We start from the raw sequence: 19,613 nt of genomic DNA on the forward strand, positions 1-19,613 counted from the left end.
CCTGATGGCCCTCGGGGCGGCGGCGACTGGACGACCCCTGGCCCGGCGGTGGCCGGGCGACCCCCGGCCCGGCGGCGGCCGGTCGAACCCCAAGGCGGCGGTGGCGGCCGGTCGAACCCCAGGGCGGCGGTGGCCTGATGACCCCCGGGGCGGCGGCGACTGGACGACCCTCGGCCCGACCACGACTGGACGACCCCGGCCCGGCGGCGGCCGGACGAACCCATCCCCGCGGCGCCCGGAACCCCAGGCCGGCGTGGGCCGCACGCACCGCCCCCAGGGGTAATCCCGCAGTAGTCCCGGCGTCTCCGTCCACCTTCAGGAGGTGCAGCCGACCCCACCCCTACAACCTGAGGCGGACCCGGCTTCGGCACCTGCGGCCGATCCGCCGGGCGGCACCCCGCTCATAACTTGGAGCCATGACCACACCCGTCTGCACCAGAGCTTCGAACGCCGCGACGCGGGCGACGCCGCACCGCACGTACGCGGCCTACCCGTCGTTCGCCTCGTATGTGCGGGCGCGCCAGCCGGTGCTGCTGCGAACCGCCCGGTCACTCACCGCGAACCCGAGCGACGCGGAGGACCTGCTGCAGACCGCGCTCACCAAGACGTACGTCGCCTGGGAACGCATCGAGGACCACCGCGCGCTCGACGGCTATGTGCGCCGGGCGCTGCTGAACACGCGGACCTCGCAGTGGCGCAAGCGCAAGGTCGACGAGTTCGCGTGCGACGAGCTGCCCGAGCCGGAACCACGGCCCGGCTGGGACGACCCGGCGGAGCACCAGGCGCTGCACGACGCGATGTGGCGGGCGATCATGAAGCTGCCCGACCGGCAGCGCGCGATGGTCGTCCTCAGGTACTACGAGGACCTCAGCGAGGTCCAGACGGCCGAGGTGCTCGGGGTGTCCGTGGGCACGGTGAAGTCGGCGGTGTCGCGGGCGCTGGGCAAGCTGCGCGAGGACCCTGAACTGGGCCTGGTCCGCTAGGCCCGGCCGATCATGCGGCAGACCGGGTCCGCCACGCCCTTTCCCCCTCTCGGCTTCCTCCGGCGGGAGGTGCCCCACCGCCGCTGCCGCCGGTTGCCGGCTCCCCGCATTCCCTGCTTCCCCCGAGCCGGGAGACCCCCATCGCGTCGATGTCCGCCTCCGTCGGGCAGCTGTAGCGTCTCTTTGATCGTGAACGCAACGTGACGTGATCGATCACCGGGTCCTAGTGACATACCGCGCGGTATGTGCGCAGAATCAGCGCAACCCCTTACTACCGCGTAGGCAATGTCGCCCCGGGAGGACGCCGTGCTGAGCACCATGCAGGACGTACCGCTGACCGTCACCCGCCTCCTTGTGCACGGTGTGCTGGTGCACGGACGGTCCCAGATCACCACCTGGACCGGAGAGGCCGAGCCGCAACGGCGCAGCTTCGCCGAGGCGGGCGCGCGGGCCGTACAGCTGGCCAACGCACTCCGTGACGACCTCGGAGTCCAGGACAGCGAGCGGGTCGCCACGCTGATGTGGAACAACGCCGAGCACGTCGAGGCGTACCTCGCGATCCCGTCCATGGGCGCGGTGCTGCACACCCTCAACCTCCGGCTGCCGGCCGAGCAGCTGGTGTGGATCGTCAACCACGCCGCCGACCGCGTGATCATCGTCAACGGCTCGCTGATCCCCCTGCTCGCGCCACTGCTGCCCAAGCTGACGTCCGTCGAGCACATCGTCGTCTCCGGCCCCGGCGACCGCTCGCCCCTCGAGGGCGCACACGCCCAGGTGCACGAGTACGAGGACCTCCTCGCCGGCAAGCCGACCACGTACGACTGGCCGGAGCTGGACGAACGCCAGGCCGCGGCCATGTGTTACACCTCCGGCACCACGGGCGACCCCAAGGGCGTGGTCTACAGCCACCGCTCGATCTACCTGCACTCGATGCAGGTCAACATGACCGAGTCCATGGGCCTCACCGACCAGGACACCTCGCTCATCGTGGTTCCCCAGTTCCACGTCAACGCGTGGGGTCTGCCGCACGCCACCTTCATGACCGGCGTCAACATGCTGATGCCGGACCGCTTCCTGCAGCCCGGCCCGCTCGCCGAGATGATCGAGTGCGAGAGGCCGACGCACGCGGCAGCCGTCCCCACCATCTGGCAGGGGCTGCTCGCCGAGCTCACCGCCAAGCCGCGGGACGTCTCCTCCCTCACCCAGGTCACCATCGGCGGCTCCGCCTGCCCGCCTGCCCTCATGGAGGCTTTCGACAACCTGGGCATGCGGGTCTGCCACGCCTGGGGCATGACGGAGACCTCCCCGCTCGGCACGGTCGCCCGCCCGCCGGCCCACGCGGTCGGCACGGAGGCGGAGTTCGGCTACCGCCTGACCCAGGGCCGCTTCCCGGCCGGCGTCGAGGCCCGCCTCACCGGCCCCGGCGGCGAGCGCCTGCCCTGGGACGGCGAGTCGGCCGGTGAGCTGGAGGTGCGCGGCAACTGGATCGCCGGCGCCTACTACAACGGCCCCGACGCCGAACCCCTGCGCCCCGCCGACAAGTTCAGCGAGGACGGCTGGCTGAAGACCGGCGACGTGGGGACGATCAGTGCGGACGGCTTCCTCACCCTCACCGACCGCGCCAAGGACGTCATCAAGTCCGGCGGCGAGTGGATCTCGTCCGTCGATCTGGAGAACGCCCTGATGTCCCACCCGGCCGTCGCCGAGGCCGCCGTGGTCGCCGTCCCCGACGAGAAGTGGGGCGAGCGCCCGCTGGCCACGGTCGTCCTCAAGGAGGGCGCCACGGCCGACTTCGAGTCCCTGCGGGCCTTCCTCGCCGACGAGGGCCACATCGCCAGGTGGCAGCTCCCGGAGCGCTGGACGATCATCGAGGCGGTCCCGAAGACGAGCGTCGGAAAGTTCGACAAGAAGGTACTGAGGAAGCAGTACGCGGAGGGTGCGCTGGACGTCACCCAGCTCTGACGGGGAAATCGCGTACGCCGGGACGGCCTGGATGCCTGCCCGGCGTACGCGCATGTCACCGCTGTACGGACGCGCATGTCACCGCTGTACGGACGCGCAGGTCACCCCCGTACGGACACGCAGGTCACCCCCGTACGGACACGCATCCTGGCCGGCGGCGAGCGCGGCCTAGTTGGTGCCGATCCGTGCCAGCAGATCGACGATCCGGCTCTGCACCTCGGTGCTGGTGGACCGCTCCGCGAGGAACAGCACCGTCTCGCCGGAGGCCAGCCGCGGCAGGTCGGCCTGGTCCACGGCTGCCGTGTAGACGACGAGCGGGGTGCGGTTGAGCTGCCCGTTCGCGCGCAGCCAGTCGACGATCCCGGTCTGGTGCCGGTGCACCTGCATCAGGTCCATCACGACCAGGTTCGGCCGCAGCTGCCCCGCCAGGGTCACCGCGTCGGCGTCGCTCGCCGCGCGGGCCACCTGCATCCCGCGCCGCTCCAGCGTCGCGGTCAGCGCCAGCGCGATCTCCGCGTGCTCCTCGATCAGCAGCACGCGCGGCGGGTGCTGCTCGGTGTCACGCGGGGCGAGGGCCTTCAGCAGGACGGCGGGGTCGGCGCCGTACGCCGCCTCGCGCGTCGCCTGCCCGAGCCCGGCCGTGACAAGGACCGGCACCTCGGCCGCCACCGCGGCCTGCCGCAGCGACTGCAGCGCGGTGCGCGTGATCGGCCCGGTCAGCGGATCGACGAACAGCGCGGCGGGGAAGGCCGCGATCTGCGCGTCGACCTCCTCGCGCGAGTGCACGATGACGGGCCGGTAGCCGCGGTCGCTCAGCGCCTGCTGGGTGGTGACGTCCGGCGCGGGCCACACCAGCAGCCGGCGCGGGTTGTCCAGCGGCTCCGGGGGCAGTTCGTCGTCCATCGGCTGCGGCCGCGGGTTGTCCGCCACCTCGACGGCCCCGCCGGGACCGTCCAGTGGTTCGGGCCCCTCGGCGGCGTTCTTGTCCGGCGCTCCTATGGCGTACGACCGCCCGGCGGCCTCGGCCGCCGGCCGGGACTGCCCGGACGGGGACGGCTGCGCCGGGGCCGGTTCTCCCTGCGGGTGCGGACGGGCCGCCGGCTCCGCGCGCCCGGCGGCGGGGTCGGGCGGCGTACCGAGCTTGCGGCGGCGGCCCGAGCCGTTCGTCTGGTGCGGGGGTGGCGTCGCCGACGACTGCGGCTGCTGTACCTGGGCGGCCTGCCGGGTGAACGGCACGCCCTGCCCCAGGGTCCGCACGCTGATCGCCCGTCCCTGCGTGGAGTTCGGATCGACCGGCGCGGCTGCCTCCGCGGCCTCGGCGGGCAGCGGCTGAGCCGCACGGGGCGGCTGCGGGGCCGCGGCGGTCTCGGGGGGCAGGGGCGTGCCCGAGGACGGGGTGGGGGTGGGCTGCGCGACCTGCGGGGCTTGGGCCGTCCGCGGGTCGTCCGGGCGCGGCGGTACGGGGATGGCGGCGCCGTCCGCCGGTACGGGCGTGCCTGCGCCCGGGGTGTCGTGGGCGGCGGGCCAAGGCTGGGGGGCGGGGACGCCCTGGCCGGGGACGCCCTGGCCGGGGACGCCCCGGCCGGTGGCGGGCTGATCCACCGCCGCCTCGGCCGGGAGCGGCCGGCCCGCGACGGGGTCGGCCGGCATGGACGGGGCGGGGGTGCCGTGTGGAGGCGTCGTACGGGCGGGTGTGGCCTGGGCGGGCAGGCCGAGCCGGCCGGAGGCGTTCGGCACGGCGGGCGCGAGGCCCTGCTGTGCGGGCGCACCCTGCGCGGGGACGGGCTGCCCGGGAGCCGCCTGCACACCGGGCGCCTCCGGTCCGGTCACCGGTTCGCCCGGAGCCCCGGTGCCCTGCGCGAGCGGGGCCACCCCCGGCTGCCCCTGCGGACCCACCGCACCCGTCTGACCTGGCATGGCGACCGGGGTCACACCCGGCTGGGCCACGCCCGGCTGAACCGGCGCTCCCTGCTCGGGGGCTGGTCCGGCGGTCTCCGCCGACTGCGCCGCGGCCCGTCGGCGGCGCCCCGTCGGCGCGTTGGTGGGGTGCGGCTGTGGCGGGGTGTGATCGTCGGACTGGTCGTGTGGCACGGCGTCGTGCCGGCCCTCGTCGACGAGGCCGTCACCAGCGGCACCCTGACCCGGAACCTGTACGAGTCCCGGCGCCTGCACCTGGGCGGGCACCTGAGCCCGCGCCACCGCCGACCCGGACGCCTGTCCCTGCCGCTCCGCGTCCGTGCGGTCGGACGGGCGGTCCGCCTCGGCGGGCGGCAGGGCGAACACCGTACGGGGTCCCGCCTCCTGCGCGGCCGCGCGCTCCGACGCGGCGGCCAGCGCACGCCGACGGCGCCCGGTCGGCCGACCGTCCTCGTCGGGGACGGACGACGCGGCGACCTGGGCCGGTTCGGCGGAACCCGCGGGCAGGACCGGCGGCAGAGCATTCTGTTCCCCGGAGTCGCCCAGGGCACGCCGTCCGCCGGGCGCGGGCACGCCCTGCGGCGGCACGGTCCCGCCCAGCCCCGTTCCCACGGCCGCGGTTCCCGCGGCATGTTCGGCGGCCGTGACGACGGCACCCTCGGCCACCCCCGCGGCGTCACCGGACGCCACGGCCGCGGCGGCCGCATCATCGGCAGGACGACCACGGCGCCGACCGGTACCCCCGGAACCGGAGGCCGTCCCTGCGCCCGGGGTCGCCTGTGCGGGAATCGGCGCGGTCTCCTGAGCGGAGGCAGCCCGCCGTCGCCGTCCGGTGGGCACGCCGCCCTGCGACTCGGAGCCGCCGGACCCGTCGCCCGGTACCTCGCTTTCCAGGAAGGCGTCCACGGAGGCGCGGCGGGCCCGCCGCCGCCCGGAACCGCCCGAGGTCTGCTCGGGCAGTTCGGCCCGGCCGGCCGCGGTCCCCTGGGTACCCGGCGCCAGAGCCGGAGCCTGGTCCTGGGCGGCCTGGACGTTGGCCGCAACGGCCCCCGCCCCGCCGCCGATCGGCACTTCGAGCACGTAGGCACTGCCGCTCATGCCCGGCACCTCGTGCGTCTGCAGGACTCCGCCGTGGGCGCGCACGATCCCGCGCACGATCGGCTCGTGCACCGGGTCTCCCCCGGCATACGGCCCGCGTACCTCGATCCGTACGACCTCGCCGCGCTGCGCCGCCGCCACGACGACGGTGTTGTCCATGTAACCGCCCGCGGACACCGGCGTGTTGCCGGTCGCGTCGACGCCGGCGACGTCGGCGACGAGATGGGCCAGCGCCGTGGCGAGCAGCCTCTCGTCGACCTCGGCCTCGATGGGCGGGGCGTGCACGGCGAACTGCACGCGCCCGGGCCCGATGAGTTCCACGGCCCCGTCGACGCCGGCCGCGACGACGGAGTCGAGCATCACCTTCGTACGGGCGATGTCGTCCGCACCGACGTCGAGGCGCTGGTATCCGAGGACGTTGTCGATGAGGGTGGTGATCCGCGAGTAGCCGGCCGACAGGTGGTGCAGCACCTGGTTGGCCTCGGGCCACAGCTGCCCGGCGTCGTCGGCGGCCAGCGTGGCCAGTTCGCGGCGCAGTTCGTCGAGGGGGCCGCGCAGTGAGTCCCCGAGCAGCGTCAGCAGCTGGTCGTGCCGGGCGGCCAGCGCCTCGTACCGGTCCTTCTCCCGCTCGCCGAGCGCCGCGTACCGCTCCTCGCCCGCGGCGAGCTCCTCCTCGTGGCGCTCCCGCAGTTCCCCGAGTTCCGTCACATGCCTCTGGCGCAGGGCGGTGAGCTCGGAGGCGTGCTCCTCCGCGAGCCGCTCCAGCTCTTCCTGGTGCCGCTTCTCCTCGGCCGCCTTCTCCTCGGTGAGCGTCTCGTACGGCCGCCGGTCGGTGAAGGTCATCACGGCGCCGACGAGCTGGTCGCCGTCGCGGACGGGCGCGGTCGTCAGGTCGACCGACACCTTGTCGCCGTTCTTGGCGAACAGCACCTGCCCGCGCACCCGGTGCTTGCGCCCGGAGCGCAGGGTGTCGGCGAGCGGGGACTCCTCGAACGGGAAGGGAGAACCGTCGCCGCGCGAGTGCAGTACGAGCGTGTGCAGTTCGCGCCCGCCGAGGTCGCTGGCCCGGTACCCCAGGATCTGCGCGGCGGCCGGGTTGACGAGGACGATCCGCCCGTCCGTGTCCGTCCCCACGACACCCTCGGACGCGGCCCGCAGGATCATCTCGGTCTGCCGCTGCGAACGCGCCAGCTCGGCCTCGGTGTCGACGGTCCCGGACAGGTCGCGTACGACGAGCATCAGCAGCTCGTCGGAGGTGTAGCCGTAGCCGTCGTAGGCCTGCTGCCCGTTCTCCAGGTTCGCGCTGGTGACCTCGACCGGGAACTCGCTCCCGTCGGTGCGCCGGGCGACCATCCGGGTGGGCTTGGTGCGGCCGCGCGGGTCCATGTGGTCGGGCCGCCGCATGGACCCGGGGATGAGCTTGGAGTCGAACTGCGGCAGCAGATCGAGCAGCCCCCGGCCGACGAGAGCGGTCCCGGGCGCTTCGAAGGCCTCGAGCGCGATCGTGTTCGCGTTGACGACGGTCCCATTGGCGTTGACCAGCAGCAACGCGTCGGGAAGCGCGTCGAGTATGGCTGCGAGGCGAGCAGCGCCTCGGGATGGCCTGCTGCTCACGAGACGCTTCCTCCCTGTTACCGCACCTTGCCGACCGCGGGTGCCATCTTGCCAACCGGCCCGCGACGTGTCACGCGAGGGAGTCTATGCGCAGTGGTTGCGCTCGCGACGCCGGATGAGAGGGAGGTCGCACGACGAAGTGAAGCAGAACGTGTGACCGCACGTCTTCGCCGCGCGACACCCTCGCGGGACTTTCACGGGACCGGGGATTCCGCCATGAAATGCCGCTGCATGCGGACTGGGCACAGCGCCCGGACCCTGCTAAGAGCCCCGGACCCTGCTACGAGTCCTGAGAGCCGAGCCGGGGCAGCAGCGGCACGAGCCGGTCCCAGCGAGCGATGCGGCACCCGTCGCGGCGGTCGTACCTCGCGTCCACGGGGCGTCCGGCCCAGGTCCCGGTGACATGCGCGGTGGCCGGCCCGCCGTACTGCATGGTGCAGAAGCTGCCGTCCGGCACGGGCGCGAAGGTGTCCTGCCCCCACCGTGTGTTCCGGTCGAGCACGGCACACGCGCCGCGGACGTCGGGGTGGCTGCCGCGACCGGGATGGCAGCCCACCACATACGTCCCGTCAGCCCCGCCGCCCGCGTGCCGCACGGTGACCACGAGGTGATCCCGCCCGGTGAAGGGGCGGTGATCGCCGGTCGCCCGGTCCTCGTCACGGACGGGCGGCGGCGCGAGAGCGGCGGCCGGAGGAGCCGCGGCCAGGGAACCGGCGACGGCGAGGGACCCGGCGGCGGAGACGAGGAGCCGGCCGAGCCGCGGAAGGCGGGCCGGACCGGAAGGGCGGGGAGGACGACTGACCTGCGACATGACCTGACTAACGCGTGGCGGCCCCGGACGTTGCGGGGCGCTGAGCCGACGGCCCGCCGAAGCCCGGCCGATGCCCCCGGCCGACACCGGCAACGGCTTTGCCCCGCGGCCCGCCTGCCTAGTACCGTGGGAGGCGATTGGTGACAGCGCGCTCGACTGTGTCATCATCTGCACGCACCACTCGCGCTCGCGCGGGCGGCTGTGCTGGAGGCGTCGCCTAGTCCGGTCTATGGCGCCGCACTGCTAATGCGGTTTGGGCCTTAAAGCCCATCGAGGGTTCAAATCCCTCCGCCTCCGCGCAAGATCACTGAAGCCCCGGTCCACGCGACCGGGGCTTCGTCGTTCCCTGGACTGCCGAAGAGGTGTTTTCGCAGGTCACAAGGGGTGCGGCTAATGGATTTCACATGGCGGCGGCAGTCATGTAATGTTCTTCCTGTCGCCGCGATCGGGGCCGAAAGGTCCGGGAGCGGCGAGAAAACAAAACAAGCACTCGTAGCTTAACGGATAGAGCATCTGACTACGGATCAGAAGGTTGCAGGTTCGAATCCTGCCGAGTGCACAACAGTTCAGAGGCCCTGTGGAGTGATCCACAGGGCCTCTGGCTTTTGCCTTGACGGCAGTGTTTGACGGCAACCGGGTTGGGCGGCGGATCAGACGGCTACGGGGACACCGGCCGCGCCGTCGTCATCGTCCGGGCCGTTGCCGTCACCCCTCAGGGCATCCCCGACGCGATCGAACGCGGAGCGCTGCGAGTCGAGCCGGACGAATGTGTAGATGTCCATGGTCACGCGGATCGAGCTGTGGCCGAGAACTTCCATGATCATGCGGGCGTCGGCGCCCTGTTCATGGAGGAGCGACGCGCAGGTGTGGCGCAGGTCATGGAAGCGGACCTTGCGGACACCGGCGCGGATGCACAGCGCTGCGAAGGAGCGGTTCAGGTTGCGCGGCTCGATGGGGGTCCCGTTCCGGGTGGTGAAGACGAGGCCCTGCCCTGTCCCCTTCCAGTTGTTGCCCGCCGCTTTCCGATCGGCGATCTGCTGGGCGCGCTGAGCCCGGAGCGCGGTCACGCACTCGGCCGACAGGGCCACGCGACGGGCCGAGCGCTGCGTCTTCGGCGCGACGATCAGCAGCTCGCCGCCGACCCGCTGTAGGGCCTGCCGGACGGTGAGGACGCCTTCGTGGAGATCCACGTCCGACCAGCGCAGCCCGAGCAGCTCGCCACGCCGCAGGCCGATGCGGACCGCCATCTCGTACGCAGCCCAGAGCCGGTTGTCGCGGGCCGCCACCAGGAGCTGACGCCCTTCCTTGGCGGTGAGCGGTTCGATCTCGCGCTTCGTTCCCATGCTCAGCTCCACGTTGCGGGCGACGTTGCGGGGCAGCTCGTCTTCACGCACGGCGTGCTGGAGAGCGGCCCGCAGGATCACCAGCAGGAAGCGCACGGTCCGGTCAGAGGGGAGCTTCTTGCAGCATGTGCCGAGGGCGCAGCAGCGCCGCTTGTGCTCGGGCCGCTTCTTGTCCTTGCCCTGCGCGCAGCATTGGCAGGTGGCGGCTGTCTTCGCGAGGAAGGCACGTATGTCGCGAGCGGTGAGCCGGACCAGCTTCTTCTTGCCGAACTCCGGGGTGACGTAGTTGCGGACGAGGGATTCGTAGTTGACGTACGTCGTCCTGCGAACCTTTCCCTTGGCGACGTTGGCCAGCCAGTACGTCAGGTACTCGGCGATCGTCATCTTGCTTGTGGCGACTGGAAGGCCATTGAGGGAGTCGGCCTTGAGCCTGGTCAGCTTCTCGTGGGCGTCGTCCCAAGTCTTGCCGTAGACGCTGCGCCGCTTGTACGTGCCGTCCGTCGTCAGCACATACGCACTGCCCTCCCAACGGCAGTCCTTGCGCTGGTAGATGGTGCCCTCGTTGTTGGCGTTCTTCTTCGGCTTGGCCATCAGGCAGCTTCCTGTTCGGTGCGGAGGGATATGTATGCGCCCACGGCGGCCTCGCTGATGCGGCGGCAGCGGCCGATCTTGAAGGAAGCGAGTTCACGGGAGCGGATCAGGTCGTGCACCTTCCAGCGGCTGATACCGAGACGCTCGGCGACCTGGTCCACGGTGAGTACGGCCGTCGTCATGCAGGCACCAGTCCTTCTTGCTTGAGGCGTTCGGTGAGGGCTCTGTCGTGGCGGACTTGGGCGGCGAGGAGTTCTTCGCCGGGGCGGTAGCCGCTGCTGAGGTAGGTCCACAAGGAGTTGGTGACGAGGGTGGTGTTCTCGTCGTTGACCGGGATGCCGACCAGGGCGCGGGCTCGGTCGGCCCGCGCGATGCGCCAGGCCCGTCGTACGTCGCGGAGCGCGCCGAGGGTGGTGGAATAGGCGCGGGACTTGCTGGAGAAGTGGCCGCGGAAGCCGAGCATGTGGGCCCACTTCCAGAGCTTGAGGTGGGCGAATTCGGTCAGGTGGCCGAGGGCCCAGGCGGTGCGGATCATCTGGCGTGCGTGCTGCTGGACAGGGATGTCTGGAAGGGGTTCGGCCTGTCCGGTGCCGTCGCAGTCGGTGCACCGATCGTGGAAGCGGTCGGGGCCGCGTACGTAGCCGCGTCCCTGGCAGGGGCGGCACATGAGGGTTCGGTCTACGGTGCCGGCGCCTTCGGCGTTCTTGGTGGCGTACTTGGCGACGTACCCGGCGACCTTGGCGTCGGTGAGTTCGCCATCGCCCAGGGCGGCAATCTGGTCCACCTTGAACCGGCCGCCCCACTTGATGACGCGTTCGCCGATGGCGTCGGACTCGACGATGAGCCGGGCACGCTTGACGGCCAGGCCCACGGCGATCTGGAGGGCGTCGAAGGTGGCCCAAGGCGGGGGCAGCGTGGTGTGGCCGTCGGGTCCGTCGAAGCGGATCACGGCGTGGAAGTGGACCAGGCCGCGCTTCTGGTACTCGGCGACCTTGGCGAAGGAGACACGGAGGGCGGCGTTCAGCGCCTTCTGCGTCATGCCGAGGTGTTCGGCGAGGGCGCGGCGCAGGTAGATGGTGAAGCGTGCCCACAGCGCTCCAGCGTGTGCGTTCCAGAGCACGGCGCCGGTGTAGTCGTAGGTGGCCGGGTCCAGCGGGGTCCCTAACACCGGCTCGTTCTAGGCGTGTTCGGCGCCGCAGCGGCAAGGGCGGATCTTGCTGCCGTCGGTCTTGCGGTTGTGGACGGGCCGAACGAGGGGGCGGTGAGGGTGACGAAGGCGCGGGGGTGGTCGCGGACTGTTTCGGCGACGTTCTTCCCGCCGGACAGTCCGGCCTTGATCAGGTGGTAGGTGTCGGCGGCGTACACCCGTGAGCAGGCGGGGCAGCGGGAGGCTCGGCGGTTGCCGCAGGTGGTGAGGAGACGTCCGGAGGGTTCGTCCTCGGAGCGGTAGGAGCGGACCACTTGCTTGGTGGCCTGGTCGGTGGTGATCGTCCAGCCGTGCAGGTTGACAGGGCTGGTGCAGCCGCGCAGGTTGCGCACCTGTCGATGACGCGGTCGAAGTCGTGGGTGTTGGCCAGCTCGACCAGGTCCCGCAGGCCGGGGCTGATGACGTGGCGTAGATCGACGGGGCGGCGCATCGGTGGCGGGGTGTCCCTTCTGGCGCGAGGGTGAGACCTGCGGGCAGCAGCGATTCAGTGCGCTCGGGCTGCTGCCCGCAGGCATGACAGGTCGGGCTCAGGGGCGGGCAGGGGGGAGGCGCCGGAGAGGCCGGCGGCGAGCGTGGCCCTACAGGGCGGTGTGAAGAGCGGTGGCCATGGGCAGGCCGATGCCGAGTCGCGTCTTGAGCTGGGCCGCTGTGATGGGTTCGCCGTGTTCGGCATGGTGGGACGCGGCGATGGAGCGCGCTTCTGTCAGCAGTGGCTCAGGCACCTTGACCGCGGGCGAGGCAGAAGCCGGGGAGGTGCTCAGGGCGACCGGGACCGGGGCCGGTTCCGGAGTGATAGGCGGGGCCGGATTGGTGAGCGGTGTCGCAGCGATGGCCGGGGCGGAAGCCGTCTCGGGCTCCGGCTCGATCTCGTCCGGCACAGGCGCCGGGTCGGCGGGGCGGGTGACGTACGCCGATCCGTCCATGGGCGCTGTCCTTCGCCAGTTCACCGATGCCTGGTCTGGTCTGCTGGTTGCTCGCCATGCCCACGAGCATCGCGATGCGGAGGCCCCCGCCAAAAGGTCATGCTGATTACCCAACTTGGGTAACATCGCGGCAAGTAGAGAATCCGCGACGTTGCGTAGCCCTCGCAGTGTGGGAGCTGGCCCAATGCCCGACGCCGACCGTCCGCAGGAACTGCCTGCCCGGCTGCTCACCGATCCCGAGATGATCAATGCGTGTCGGGTACGGGACTTCGCCAGAGTCTTCCGGCTGGTGAAGACCAGAGCGGGCATCTACCCGTCGATGATCGCCAGGCGATGCGATCTGACCCCCAGCCGTGTTGGCGAAGTGATCGCTGGACGACGTCAGTTGCTGCACATGGACGTCATCGAGCGCATCGCAGACGGGTTACGCATCCCAGGACACATGCTGGGTCTTGCTCGGCGGCCCTGGGAGACACCACAGGCCCTCGTCGTCACCGAGCGCGAGGCTCCTGAGGAGCAGCCGGAGCCGGCGAAGGAGACTCCCATTTCTCTGCCGGGGGCAGACGTGGACAGCATCCTGGCGCTGGCGACCCGAACGAACCTGAGTACAGCCACTCTTGAAGCATTCCGGGCGTCTATCGAGGACTACTGGCGACGGGACGACCAGCATGGCGGAGAGGCGCTGAGGCCGGCCATTGTCGGCCAGCTGCGGTATGTCGTCGGGCTCCTGAAGGAGAACCGACCCCCCTCCATCCAGAATGGGCTGTACGGCATCGCAGCCGAGTTGGCCCGCCTCACCGGCTGGACCTACTTCGACGCCCGCCAGTACAACCAGGCCCGCGCGTATTTCACTGAGGCCCTGCAACTGGCCAAGGAAATCGACGACCGCCAGTTCATGGCCAACGTCCTTGCCTGCATGAGCTTGCAGGCGACCTACCAGGACAAGCCCGCGGACTCCCTGGCACTCGTGACGGCCGCCCAGGACCAGGCCCGCTCAGCCCAGGGCACGACCTCGCGCGTCCTGTCGATGCTGTCCATGCGGGAAGCCTTCGCTCACGCCACCCTCAGCAACCAGACCTCCACTCACCGGGCGATCGGGGAAGCACACCGCCATTTCGAGCAGATCCAGGTGAGCGACCCGGACCCGTCATGGGTGACCTACTTCGACGAGCCGAAGCTCATCGTGGACACGGGCATCGCGCATGGCCGACTGGGGGAAGCTGCAAAGGCTGAGCCTTTGATTGCGGACGCTTTGCGGCGGGAGGACCGCACCAACCAGCGAGGCCGTGCCTTTCACGCCTTCTGGCTGGCCCGCACACAGCTGGACCAAGGCAAGCTCGACCAGGCGTGCCACACCGCCACGCAAGCCTTGGAGCCCGCGTCGGCCGTGGCCTCTGAGCGAGTTTCGGGCCATCTCAGGGAGTTCTACGACCAGTTGGCTCCGCACAGGCAAGAGCCCGTAGCCCTGGCCTTTGAGGCCCGGCTACGGGAGCTCCTCCCACCGGTCAGCGGATCGCCTCATCCATGAGCAGGTACAGCAGACCCACGAGAGACCCGCTGCTCACAACCTCGCGCCGGTCGATCATCCCTCGCACCTCGGAGAGAGGGATCCACTCGATGCGGTCCGACTCGTTCTTCTCCGTTGGCGGTCCGGCGTATGTGGCGCCGTCCACGCGGAAGACGTGGTGCTGTGAATCGGTGATCCCGTTGGCCGGCTCGGCGTAGATCAGGGGCTTGACGGGGCCAGGGCGCCAGCCAGTCTCTTCTAGGACTTCGCGAGCTGCCGCCTCTTCTGGCGTCTCGCTGTCCTCGACCAAGCCCATGGGCAGCTCCCAGGCCCACGAATCCGTGATGAAGCGGTGCCGCCACATCATCAGGACCTCTTGGCGATCGTTGACCACGGCGGCCACGGCCAGGTGCCGGAGACGAACAACGTGGTACTCCCACCTGCGCCCGTCAGGCTGCTGGACGTCGACCAGACACAGATTCACCCACTTGTTGGTGTAGATCTGTCGCTCACCGTGGGTCTTCCACTCCATACCTGCGGCCCCTCTCGATCGGTCTCCAGGATCTCAGACTGATCTGGAGGGGGACGCAAGTTCGGCTACTTTCGCGTCAACTTGACGAGATACCCTGCGGGTAGCCCCTCCTTCGAGCGGTGCTGCGTCGAGGCGGCCGACGCTGAAGCAGGGGACAGTGTCGCGGACTACCGCCGCCCGGGGGTGCAGCTGCTGGGACTGAGGTCGGTGGGGTCTCAGCGACTCAGTCAAGCGCCGCTGCCCAAGTCCTGGCGAGCGGGCGCGCGAAGGGCACGGGCTGTCGCCGGCCACCGCTTTAGACGTCATCTCATTTGGTTGGGTAAGCTGCCGGTCGTGGCGGGGATCGTTGAGCGGCTGGTGCCGGATGAGTTGTGGGAGTTGTTCCAGCGGGTCGTGCCGGAGGCGCCATCGCGGCCTCAGGGCGGTGGTCGGCGTCGGCACGGCGACCGCGAGGTGCTGGCCGCAATCGTCTTCGTGGCGAGCTCAGGCTGCACGTGGCAGCAGTTGCCGACCGCGTCGTTCGGGCCGTCCGGCGCGACGGCTCACCGCCGCTTCACCGAGTGGACGAAGGCCCGCGTGTGGGCCAAACTCCACCGCCTGGTCCTCGACGAACTCGGCTCCCGCGGCGAGCTGGACTGGTCCCGGTGCGCGATCGACTCGGTGAACATGCGGGCCCTGAAAAGGGGGACCTGACGGGTCCGAATCCTGGGGACCGGGGCAAGTACGGTTCGAAGATCCACTTGATCACCGAGCGGACGGGTCTGCCCCTTTCCGTCGGAATCTCGGCGGCGAACCTGCACGACAGCCAGGCCCTGATCCCTCTGGTGAAGGGAATCCCGCCGATTCGCTCCCGCCGCGGACGTCGACGACGCAAGCCGGCAAAGCTCCACGCCGACAAGGGCTACGACTACTCCCACATCCGGCGATGGTTACGCGGGCGCGGCAGCGTGCACCGCATCGCCCGCAAGGGGATCGAGACCTCGCAGCGACTGGGCCGTCACCGCTGGACCATCGAGCGCACGATGGCCTGGCTCGCCGGCTGCCGACGTCTACACCGTCGCTACGAGCGCAAAGCCGAGCACTTCCTCGCCTTCACCAGCATCGCCTGCACCCTCATCTGCTACCGCAGACTCACCAAATGAGATGACTTCTTAGGAGCGAGGTGAGGCGCGCGTGGCCCTGGCCTGCGGGACATCCAGATGGAGGGACACGGGATCAGTCGCCCGCCGGCTACCGCAGTTCCCCGTGGTTCCCCGCCGGATCTGGCAGCACGGGTGTGGCACGGGGAACTTCTGATCCGTAGCTCTATGTGGATCGGTCAGTGAGGGTCGTACCGGTCGCGCTATGGCTCTACGAGGACGCTGTTGGACGGGGCCGGTTGCTGAGGTTGCTGTACTTCGCTGCTGTACCGCAGGCAAGCAGACCCGTGACAATGGCTACTGCGTCAGCGTAGGCATCGGCGACTTCGGCAGCCGCCTTGCAGGAGATCAGGATGACGATGATCACCGTGATCAACCATGGAAGCATTAGGGGGTTTGACACGCAGCGTGGTGTAGGGGACAGACTCATCAGCAACCCTCCAAGGGTTCAGTGCCCGCCCCGGCCGCACGCTGGCAAGCTCCGCAGCCGAGGCGGGCATCGCTTTGTTCGGCATCATGTTGAAGGCACTGGTGGAGCTGGCGCAAAGCGTTCGTGCACGTCCAACTAGAAGTCGGGGCCTACCACTTGGCGCGCGGCTTCTACTCATTTTTGAGTCACGCCAACCCGCTAATCAGGCTCGATGCGCCGTCTTGATTCCAAACGTGGTTAATCAAGGCTGCAACTATTCCCACAAGCCTAAGATGAAGTGCAGCATAAATACCCAAATAGGCCATCGATTCTTTGCTAACGCTTTAGCTAGCCGGGCCGAAAACGGCACAAGACGTAACCGGTCGGGCTTCGTTGACGCCCGCGAGAGACCTGACAGCGCCGACCGCACACCATCGCCGCACGCCGACAGATGCACGCTTTCCAACTGTGTTGGTGGGCTCTTGGACTGCGTACGGGGGCGTTCACCTGCGTTCATGGGCGGCTGGTCGGTGTGCAGGAGTGGGCTTCTGGTCTCGTCTGAACGTCCGCGAACGGCGGTGAATGAGACGGAAACTGAGACGGTGGCGACCGGCCGAGCGCTTGCTCCTGGCCAGGTGAGCGCTCAGGGGTGGCTCGCCACCGCGGTCTCGGCTTCGGCGCGGGGTGGGGGGCGAGGCGTGCCGCCCAAGGTGCGTCCAGGTCTGTCCGCCATGCTGCCGAACATGGCCTCTTTGGTGGCCTAGAAAATCGAACACGCGCTTGAATTTGGTCATGCGACCGCTTCCCGACGACCTCGCCCAAGCGCAGCAGGAGTGGAGTGCCACCTACCGGCAGCTCGCCGAGCGGCCCGGCCGTACCGAACTGCGCCGGCGTCTGTACCGGCTGTCGGCTCAGCTGTTCTTCCATCCCTATTGGCAGCATCGGCGCCCAAGCCCCGCAGCCTGGTGGGAGCTGCGTGACCTGGGACGGTCAGACGGTGACGTGCGTCAGCGGCCTCATCAATGACGCGCTGGAATGCTGGGCCGCATGTCCCGGAAGATCCTGAAGGCATGTCCGGACCGATTCGCGTGACCGTCCATCCGCCGTCGCCCACAGGCGGCCGACGCGTGCGCGTGGACGGCGAGATCCTCGGCCTGGCCCACAACGTGGCCGACGTCGCGGAGTTCCTCCGCCGAGCCGGACTGGAGATCGACCCGGCGGAGGTGGCGGAGTCACCGTGGATCGACTGGCGCGGAGTGGGGCCTGAGCACTGGGGCCCGGAGTCGAGTAGCTGACATGCCGAAGCAACGCACCTTGAAAACAAGGGCGATGTGGCCACTCGATGCGTAGTCGCCACGCTCTCATCACCGAGTTGCTGGAAGACCTGCAACAGACCGTCCAGTCTGGCGTTTATGGCATCGAGCCGTTCGGACAGTTCGACGTACTCCGGTGTAGGCACAACGTCGATGGGTTAGGCGGCCGGTGACAGTGGCCGCCTAACCCATCGACGTTGCGCTCTGGCTCGAGTCCGGGGTCTCTCCTGTAGAGGTTGCCCGACGTGCTGGACACAGCATCGCGGTCCTTTTCCGGTTCTATTGCCAAGGCGATTCACCGCAACCAGCAGCGGGCGAATGAGCAGATCGAACGTGCATTGGAAGCCGCCGACGAAGACTGACCGACAAACACAGCCCCGCTCGCACTCGAACGGAAGGTGAGCGGGACCTCGTCGTGTCCGGAGCCACCACCTCGGCCGGCTTCCTGCCATCGGGCAGACATCGAGGTACCCGCGGAGCGACCGTCCCTGCTCTGCCTTTCTCTACTCCCCTGGAATGAACACACCCCTGACGACCTGCCAGACATAGAGAGGTGACGCAGGCATCCGTCTGACATTCCATCACTAATCCATACTGACCATACCGGCATGTCGCTTATTGCCCTCTTGTGCGCATATGTGCTGCCATGTGGAGCCACATCACCTTCGGTAGGGGAGTCGCTCTGCGCCCCGCGCAGGGTGAGCCTGCAGGTCGGGCCAAGTACGGGTGCTTGCGGCCTGACCAGTATTCGTCGTGGGCGCTCGGAACGCTCTTCTGAGAGGACTGAGCTCGACAGCAGTAAGGAAGGTCCTGCTATGGCTTTGGATGCCACCCAGTTGGCTCCACCTGGCACAAGGCGTAAACGCAATCGGCTCAGAGAGGGAGTCCTCTTCCTGCTGACCGTGGGGCTCCTGGCATCGATCACCCTGAGTTCAGACCTCGCGCGGGCCGCCGAAGCGCCCGTGGGTATGGGGACCGCAACCAGCTATGCGGTCCTAGGCGGCCAAACGATCACGAATACGGGTCCCACCGTTATCAACGGTGACCTGGGGCTCAGCCCAGGCAGCGCGGTGACGGGCTTTCCGCCGGGAATCGTCAACGGAGACCAGAACATCGGCAACGCCGCGGCAGCTCAGGCGCAGTCCGACCTGACCATCGCCTACAACGACGCGGCAGGCAGGGGCCCCGGTACCGCCGTTTCGGCCGACATCGGCGGACAAACTCTGTCGCCCGGTGTCTACACGGCCAGCTCGTCACTGGGAATCACCGGAACCGTCACTCTTGACGGCCAGGACGACCCCAATGCCGTCTTCATCTTCCAGATCCCTTCGACCCTTATCACGGCTTCGTCGAGCAACGTCAGACTCATCAGGGGAGCCCAGGCCTGCAACGTCTTCTGGCAGGTGGGCAGCTCCGCCACCCTTGCAACCACGTCCTTCTTCAAGGGCAACATCCTGGCCCTGACCTCCATCACGGCCCAGACCGGCGCGGTGATCGAAGGCCGGGCCTTGGCACGTAATGGCTCTGTCACGCTGGACGACAACACCATCACGAGGGCGGCCTGTACGGTTGGCCCGCCCGGACCTCCCGGGCCGTCCGGACCTCCCGGACCCTCCGGCTCCCCTGGACCCTCTGGACCTCCGGGACCGTCCGGCTCTCCCGGACCCTCTGGACCTCCGGGACCGTCCGGCTCCCCCGGACCTGCTGGACCCACCGGCTCCCCCGGACCCACCGGCTCCCCCGGACCCACCGGCTCCCCCGGACCCACCGGCTCCCCCGGACCTGCTGGACCCACCGGACCTGCTGGACCTGCTGGACCTGCCGGACCTGCTGGACCTGCTGGACCTGCCGGACCTGCCGGATCTGCCGGACCCACCGGTCGCCCCGAGCTTCCCGGCGATCACAATCACAAGCCTGAGAAGCCGCACGGTGGCGTCGACACCGGTGGCGGCGGCCTGTCCATGGCCGGCGGCAGCCTGGCTGCCGGCTCGGTACTGCTGCTCGTTGGTCTCGGTACCGGCGTATACAGGTTGCGCCGCCGCCGGAACACGTAGGGGGCTGAGGCCGCCTGAGGACCGAACCCTCAGCAGCCACTTCGCTGTCGCGGCCGCAGTCCCTCTCGGACGGCGGCCGCGACAATGGCGTTGGGTGCGGTTCGTCTGAAGCGAAGCTCCTGATCAAGCGGTGAGGTCGTAGCCCGTTCCTCGGGTGCGGGGTAGAGGCGCTGGCACTCGCAGGCGGCGTGCCCTCTCGGAGCACCGGGC

14 protein-coding genes, 2 tRNA genes and 1 pseudogene are annotated in these 19,613 nt (G+C 69.6%); 9 read left to right on the forward strand and 8 right to left on the reverse strand.

Translation table 11 applies throughout. The annotated features are described in order from the left end of the window. The first annotated feature begins 416 nt into the window (after positions 1-416). Complete coding sequence (locus ACZ562_RS06590; protein WP_471174537.1) at positions 417-983, forward strand: SigE family RNA polymerase sigma factor; 567 nt, start codon at positions 417-419, stop codon at positions 981-983. 285 nt (positions 984-1,268) lie between these two features. After that, entirely contained in the window at positions 1,269-2,945 is a 1,677-nt protein-coding gene (locus tag ACZ562_RS06595; protein WP_471174539.1) for a long-chain fatty acid--CoA ligase, read from the forward strand. 168 nt (positions 2,946-3,113) lie between these two features. On the opposite strand, the gene ACZ562_RS06600 is transcribed toward ACZ562_RS06595, so the two are convergent. After that, positions 3,114-7,574 (reverse strand): PAS domain-containing protein, encoded by a 4,461-nt coding sequence (locus tag ACZ562_RS06600; RefSeq protein WP_471174541.1) that lies wholly within the window; start codon positions 7,572-7,574, stop codon positions 3,114-3,116. Between the two features lie 280 nt (positions 7,575-7,854). Then, entirely contained in the window at positions 7,855-8,385 is a 531-nt protein-coding gene (locus ACZ562_RS06605) for an SSI family serine proteinase inhibitor (protein ID WP_471174543.1), read from the reverse strand. Positions 8,386-8,591: 206 nt separating this feature from the next. Between ACZ562_RS06605 and ACZ562_RS06610 the strand changes: the two genes are divergently transcribed. Both ACZ562_RS06610 and ACZ562_RS06615 read left to right on the forward strand, forming a co-directional pair. After that, a tRNA-Ser gene (locus ACZ562_RS06610) sits at positions 8,592-8,682 on the forward strand. 189 nt (positions 8,683-8,871) lie between these two features. Next, positions 8,872-8,944, forward strand: a tRNA-Arg gene (locus ACZ562_RS06615). 91 nt (positions 8,945-9,035) lie between these two features. On the opposite strand, the gene ACZ562_RS06620 is transcribed toward ACZ562_RS06615, so the two are convergent. The 4 genes and pseudogenes from ACZ562_RS06620 to ACZ562_RS06635 form a co-directional block, all read right to left on the reverse strand. Continuing rightward, positions 9,036-10,319: a site-specific integrase gene (locus tag ACZ562_RS06620; protein ID WP_471174545.1), complete on the reverse strand. Its 1,284-nt coding sequence runs from the start codon at positions 10,317-10,319 to the stop codon at positions 9,036-9,038. Continuing rightward, entirely contained in the window at positions 10,319-10,501 is a 183-nt protein-coding gene (locus ACZ562_RS06625) for a helix-turn-helix domain-containing protein (protein WP_471174547.1), read from the reverse strand. The genes ACZ562_RS06620 and ACZ562_RS06625 overlap by 1 nt, the downstream gene beginning before the upstream one ends. After that, positions 10,498-11,956, reverse strand: a pseudogene (locus tag ACZ562_RS06630) (replication initiator). The gene ACZ562_RS06625 and the pseudogene ACZ562_RS06630 overlap by 4 nt, the downstream one beginning before the upstream one ends. Positions 11,957-12,104: 148 nt before the next feature. Further along, on the reverse strand, positions 12,105-12,449 hold the full coding sequence (locus tag ACZ562_RS06635) for a hypothetical protein (protein ID WP_471174832.1): 345 nt from the start codon (positions 12,447-12,449) through the stop codon (positions 12,105-12,107). A 184-nt stretch (positions 12,450-12,633) separates the two neighbouring features. Between ACZ562_RS06635 and ACZ562_RS06640 the strand changes: the two genes are divergently transcribed. Next, positions 12,634-13,977, forward strand: coding sequence for a helix-turn-helix domain-containing protein (locus ACZ562_RS06640; RefSeq protein WP_471174549.1), 1,344 nt, complete (start codon positions 12,634-12,636; stop codon positions 13,975-13,977). Here ACZ562_RS06640 and ACZ562_RS06645 read toward each other — a convergent pair. Beyond that, on the reverse strand, positions 13,955-14,488 hold the full coding sequence (locus tag ACZ562_RS06645) for an NUDIX hydrolase (protein WP_471174551.1): 534 nt from the start codon (positions 14,486-14,488) through the stop codon (positions 13,955-13,957). The genes ACZ562_RS06640 and ACZ562_RS06645 overlap by 23 nt on opposite strands. Positions 14,489-14,830: 342 nt before the next feature. Here ACZ562_RS06645 and ACZ562_RS06650 point away from each other — a divergent pair. Then, positions 14,831-15,630 (forward strand): IS5 family transposase gene (locus ACZ562_RS06650; protein ID WP_471174807.1). Its coding sequence is split into 2 segments (ribosomal slippage): positions 14,831-15,166 and positions 15,169-15,630, totalling 798 coding nucleotides; the frame shifts between segments, so codons are not numbered across the junction. Between the two features lie 208 nt (positions 15,631-15,838). Here ACZ562_RS06650 and ACZ562_RS06655 read toward each other — a convergent pair. Continuing rightward, the gene (locus ACZ562_RS06655) at positions 15,839-16,003 is read right to left on the reverse strand and encodes a hypothetical protein (protein WP_471174553.1); all 165 of its coding nucleotides are present in this window, start codon (positions 16,001-16,003) and stop codon (positions 15,839-15,841) included. Between the two features lie 825 nt (positions 16,004-16,828). Here ACZ562_RS06655 and ACZ562_RS06660 point away from each other — a divergent pair. The 3 genes from ACZ562_RS06660 (at position 16,829) to ACZ562_RS06670 (ending at position 19,403) form a co-directional block, all read left to right on the forward strand. Then, positions 16,829-17,062: a hypothetical protein gene (locus ACZ562_RS06660; RefSeq protein ID WP_471174555.1), complete on the forward strand. Its 234-nt coding sequence runs from the start codon at positions 16,829-16,831 to the stop codon at positions 17,060-17,062. A 44-nt stretch (positions 17,063-17,106) separates the two neighbouring features. Beyond that, positions 17,107-17,331: a hypothetical protein gene (locus tag ACZ562_RS06665; protein WP_471174557.1), complete on the forward strand. Its 225-nt coding sequence runs from the start codon at positions 17,107-17,109 to the stop codon at positions 17,329-17,331. Positions 17,332-18,317: 986 nt separating this feature from the next. Next, positions 18,318-19,403, forward strand: coding sequence for an ice-binding family protein (locus tag ACZ562_RS06670; RefSeq protein ID WP_471174809.1), 1,086 nt, complete (start codon positions 18,318-18,320; stop codon positions 19,401-19,403). Positions 19,404-19,613 lie beyond the last annotated feature (210 nt).

This window comes from Streptomyces sp. NPDC040410 (assembly GCF_055595715.1).

What these genes read in the sequence shown, in the direction of transcription:
- ACZ562_RS06590 (WP_471174537.1), top strand. Translation starts at nt 417, where the DNA reads ATGACCACACCCGTCTGCACCAGAGCTTCGAACGCCGCGACGCGGGCG.
- ACZ562_RS06595 (WP_471174539.1), top strand. Translation starts at nt 1,269, where the DNA reads ATGTCGCCCCGGGAGGACGCCGTGCTGAGCACCATGCAGGACGTACCG.
- ACZ562_RS06605 (WP_471174543.1), bottom strand. Translation starts at nt 8,385, where the DNA reads ATGTCGCAGGTCAGTCGTCCTCCCCGCCCTTCCGGTCCGGCCCGCCTT.
- ACZ562_RS06620 (WP_471174545.1), bottom strand. Translation starts at nt 10,319, where the DNA reads ATGGCCAAGCCGAAGAAGAACGCCAACAACGAGGGCACCATCTACCAG.
- ACZ562_RS06625 (WP_471174547.1), bottom strand. Translation starts at nt 10,501, where the DNA reads ATGACGACGGCCGTACTCACCGTGGACCAGGTCGCCGAGCGTCTCGGT.
- ACZ562_RS06635 (WP_471174832.1), bottom strand. Translation starts at nt 12,449, where the DNA reads ATGGACGGATCGGCGTACGTCACCCGCCCCGCCGACCCGGCGCCTGTG.
- ACZ562_RS06640 (WP_471174549.1), top strand. Translation starts at nt 12,634, where the DNA reads ATGCCCGACGCCGACCGTCCGCAGGAACTGCCTGCCCGGCTGCTCACC.
- ACZ562_RS06645 (WP_471174551.1), bottom strand. Translation starts at nt 14,488, where the DNA reads ATGGAGTGGAAGACCCACGGTGAGCGACAGATCTACACCAACAAGTGG.
- ACZ562_RS06660 (WP_471174555.1), top strand. Translation starts at nt 16,829, where the DNA reads ATGCGACCGCTTCCCGACGACCTCGCCCAAGCGCAGCAGGAGTGGAGT.
- ACZ562_RS06665 (WP_471174557.1), top strand. Translation starts at nt 17,107, where the DNA reads ATGTCCGGACCGATTCGCGTGACCGTCCATCCGCCGTCGCCCACAGGC.
- ACZ562_RS06670 (WP_471174809.1), top strand. Translation starts at nt 18,318, where the DNA reads ATGGGGACCGCAACCAGCTATGCGGTCCTAGGCGGCCAAACGATCACG.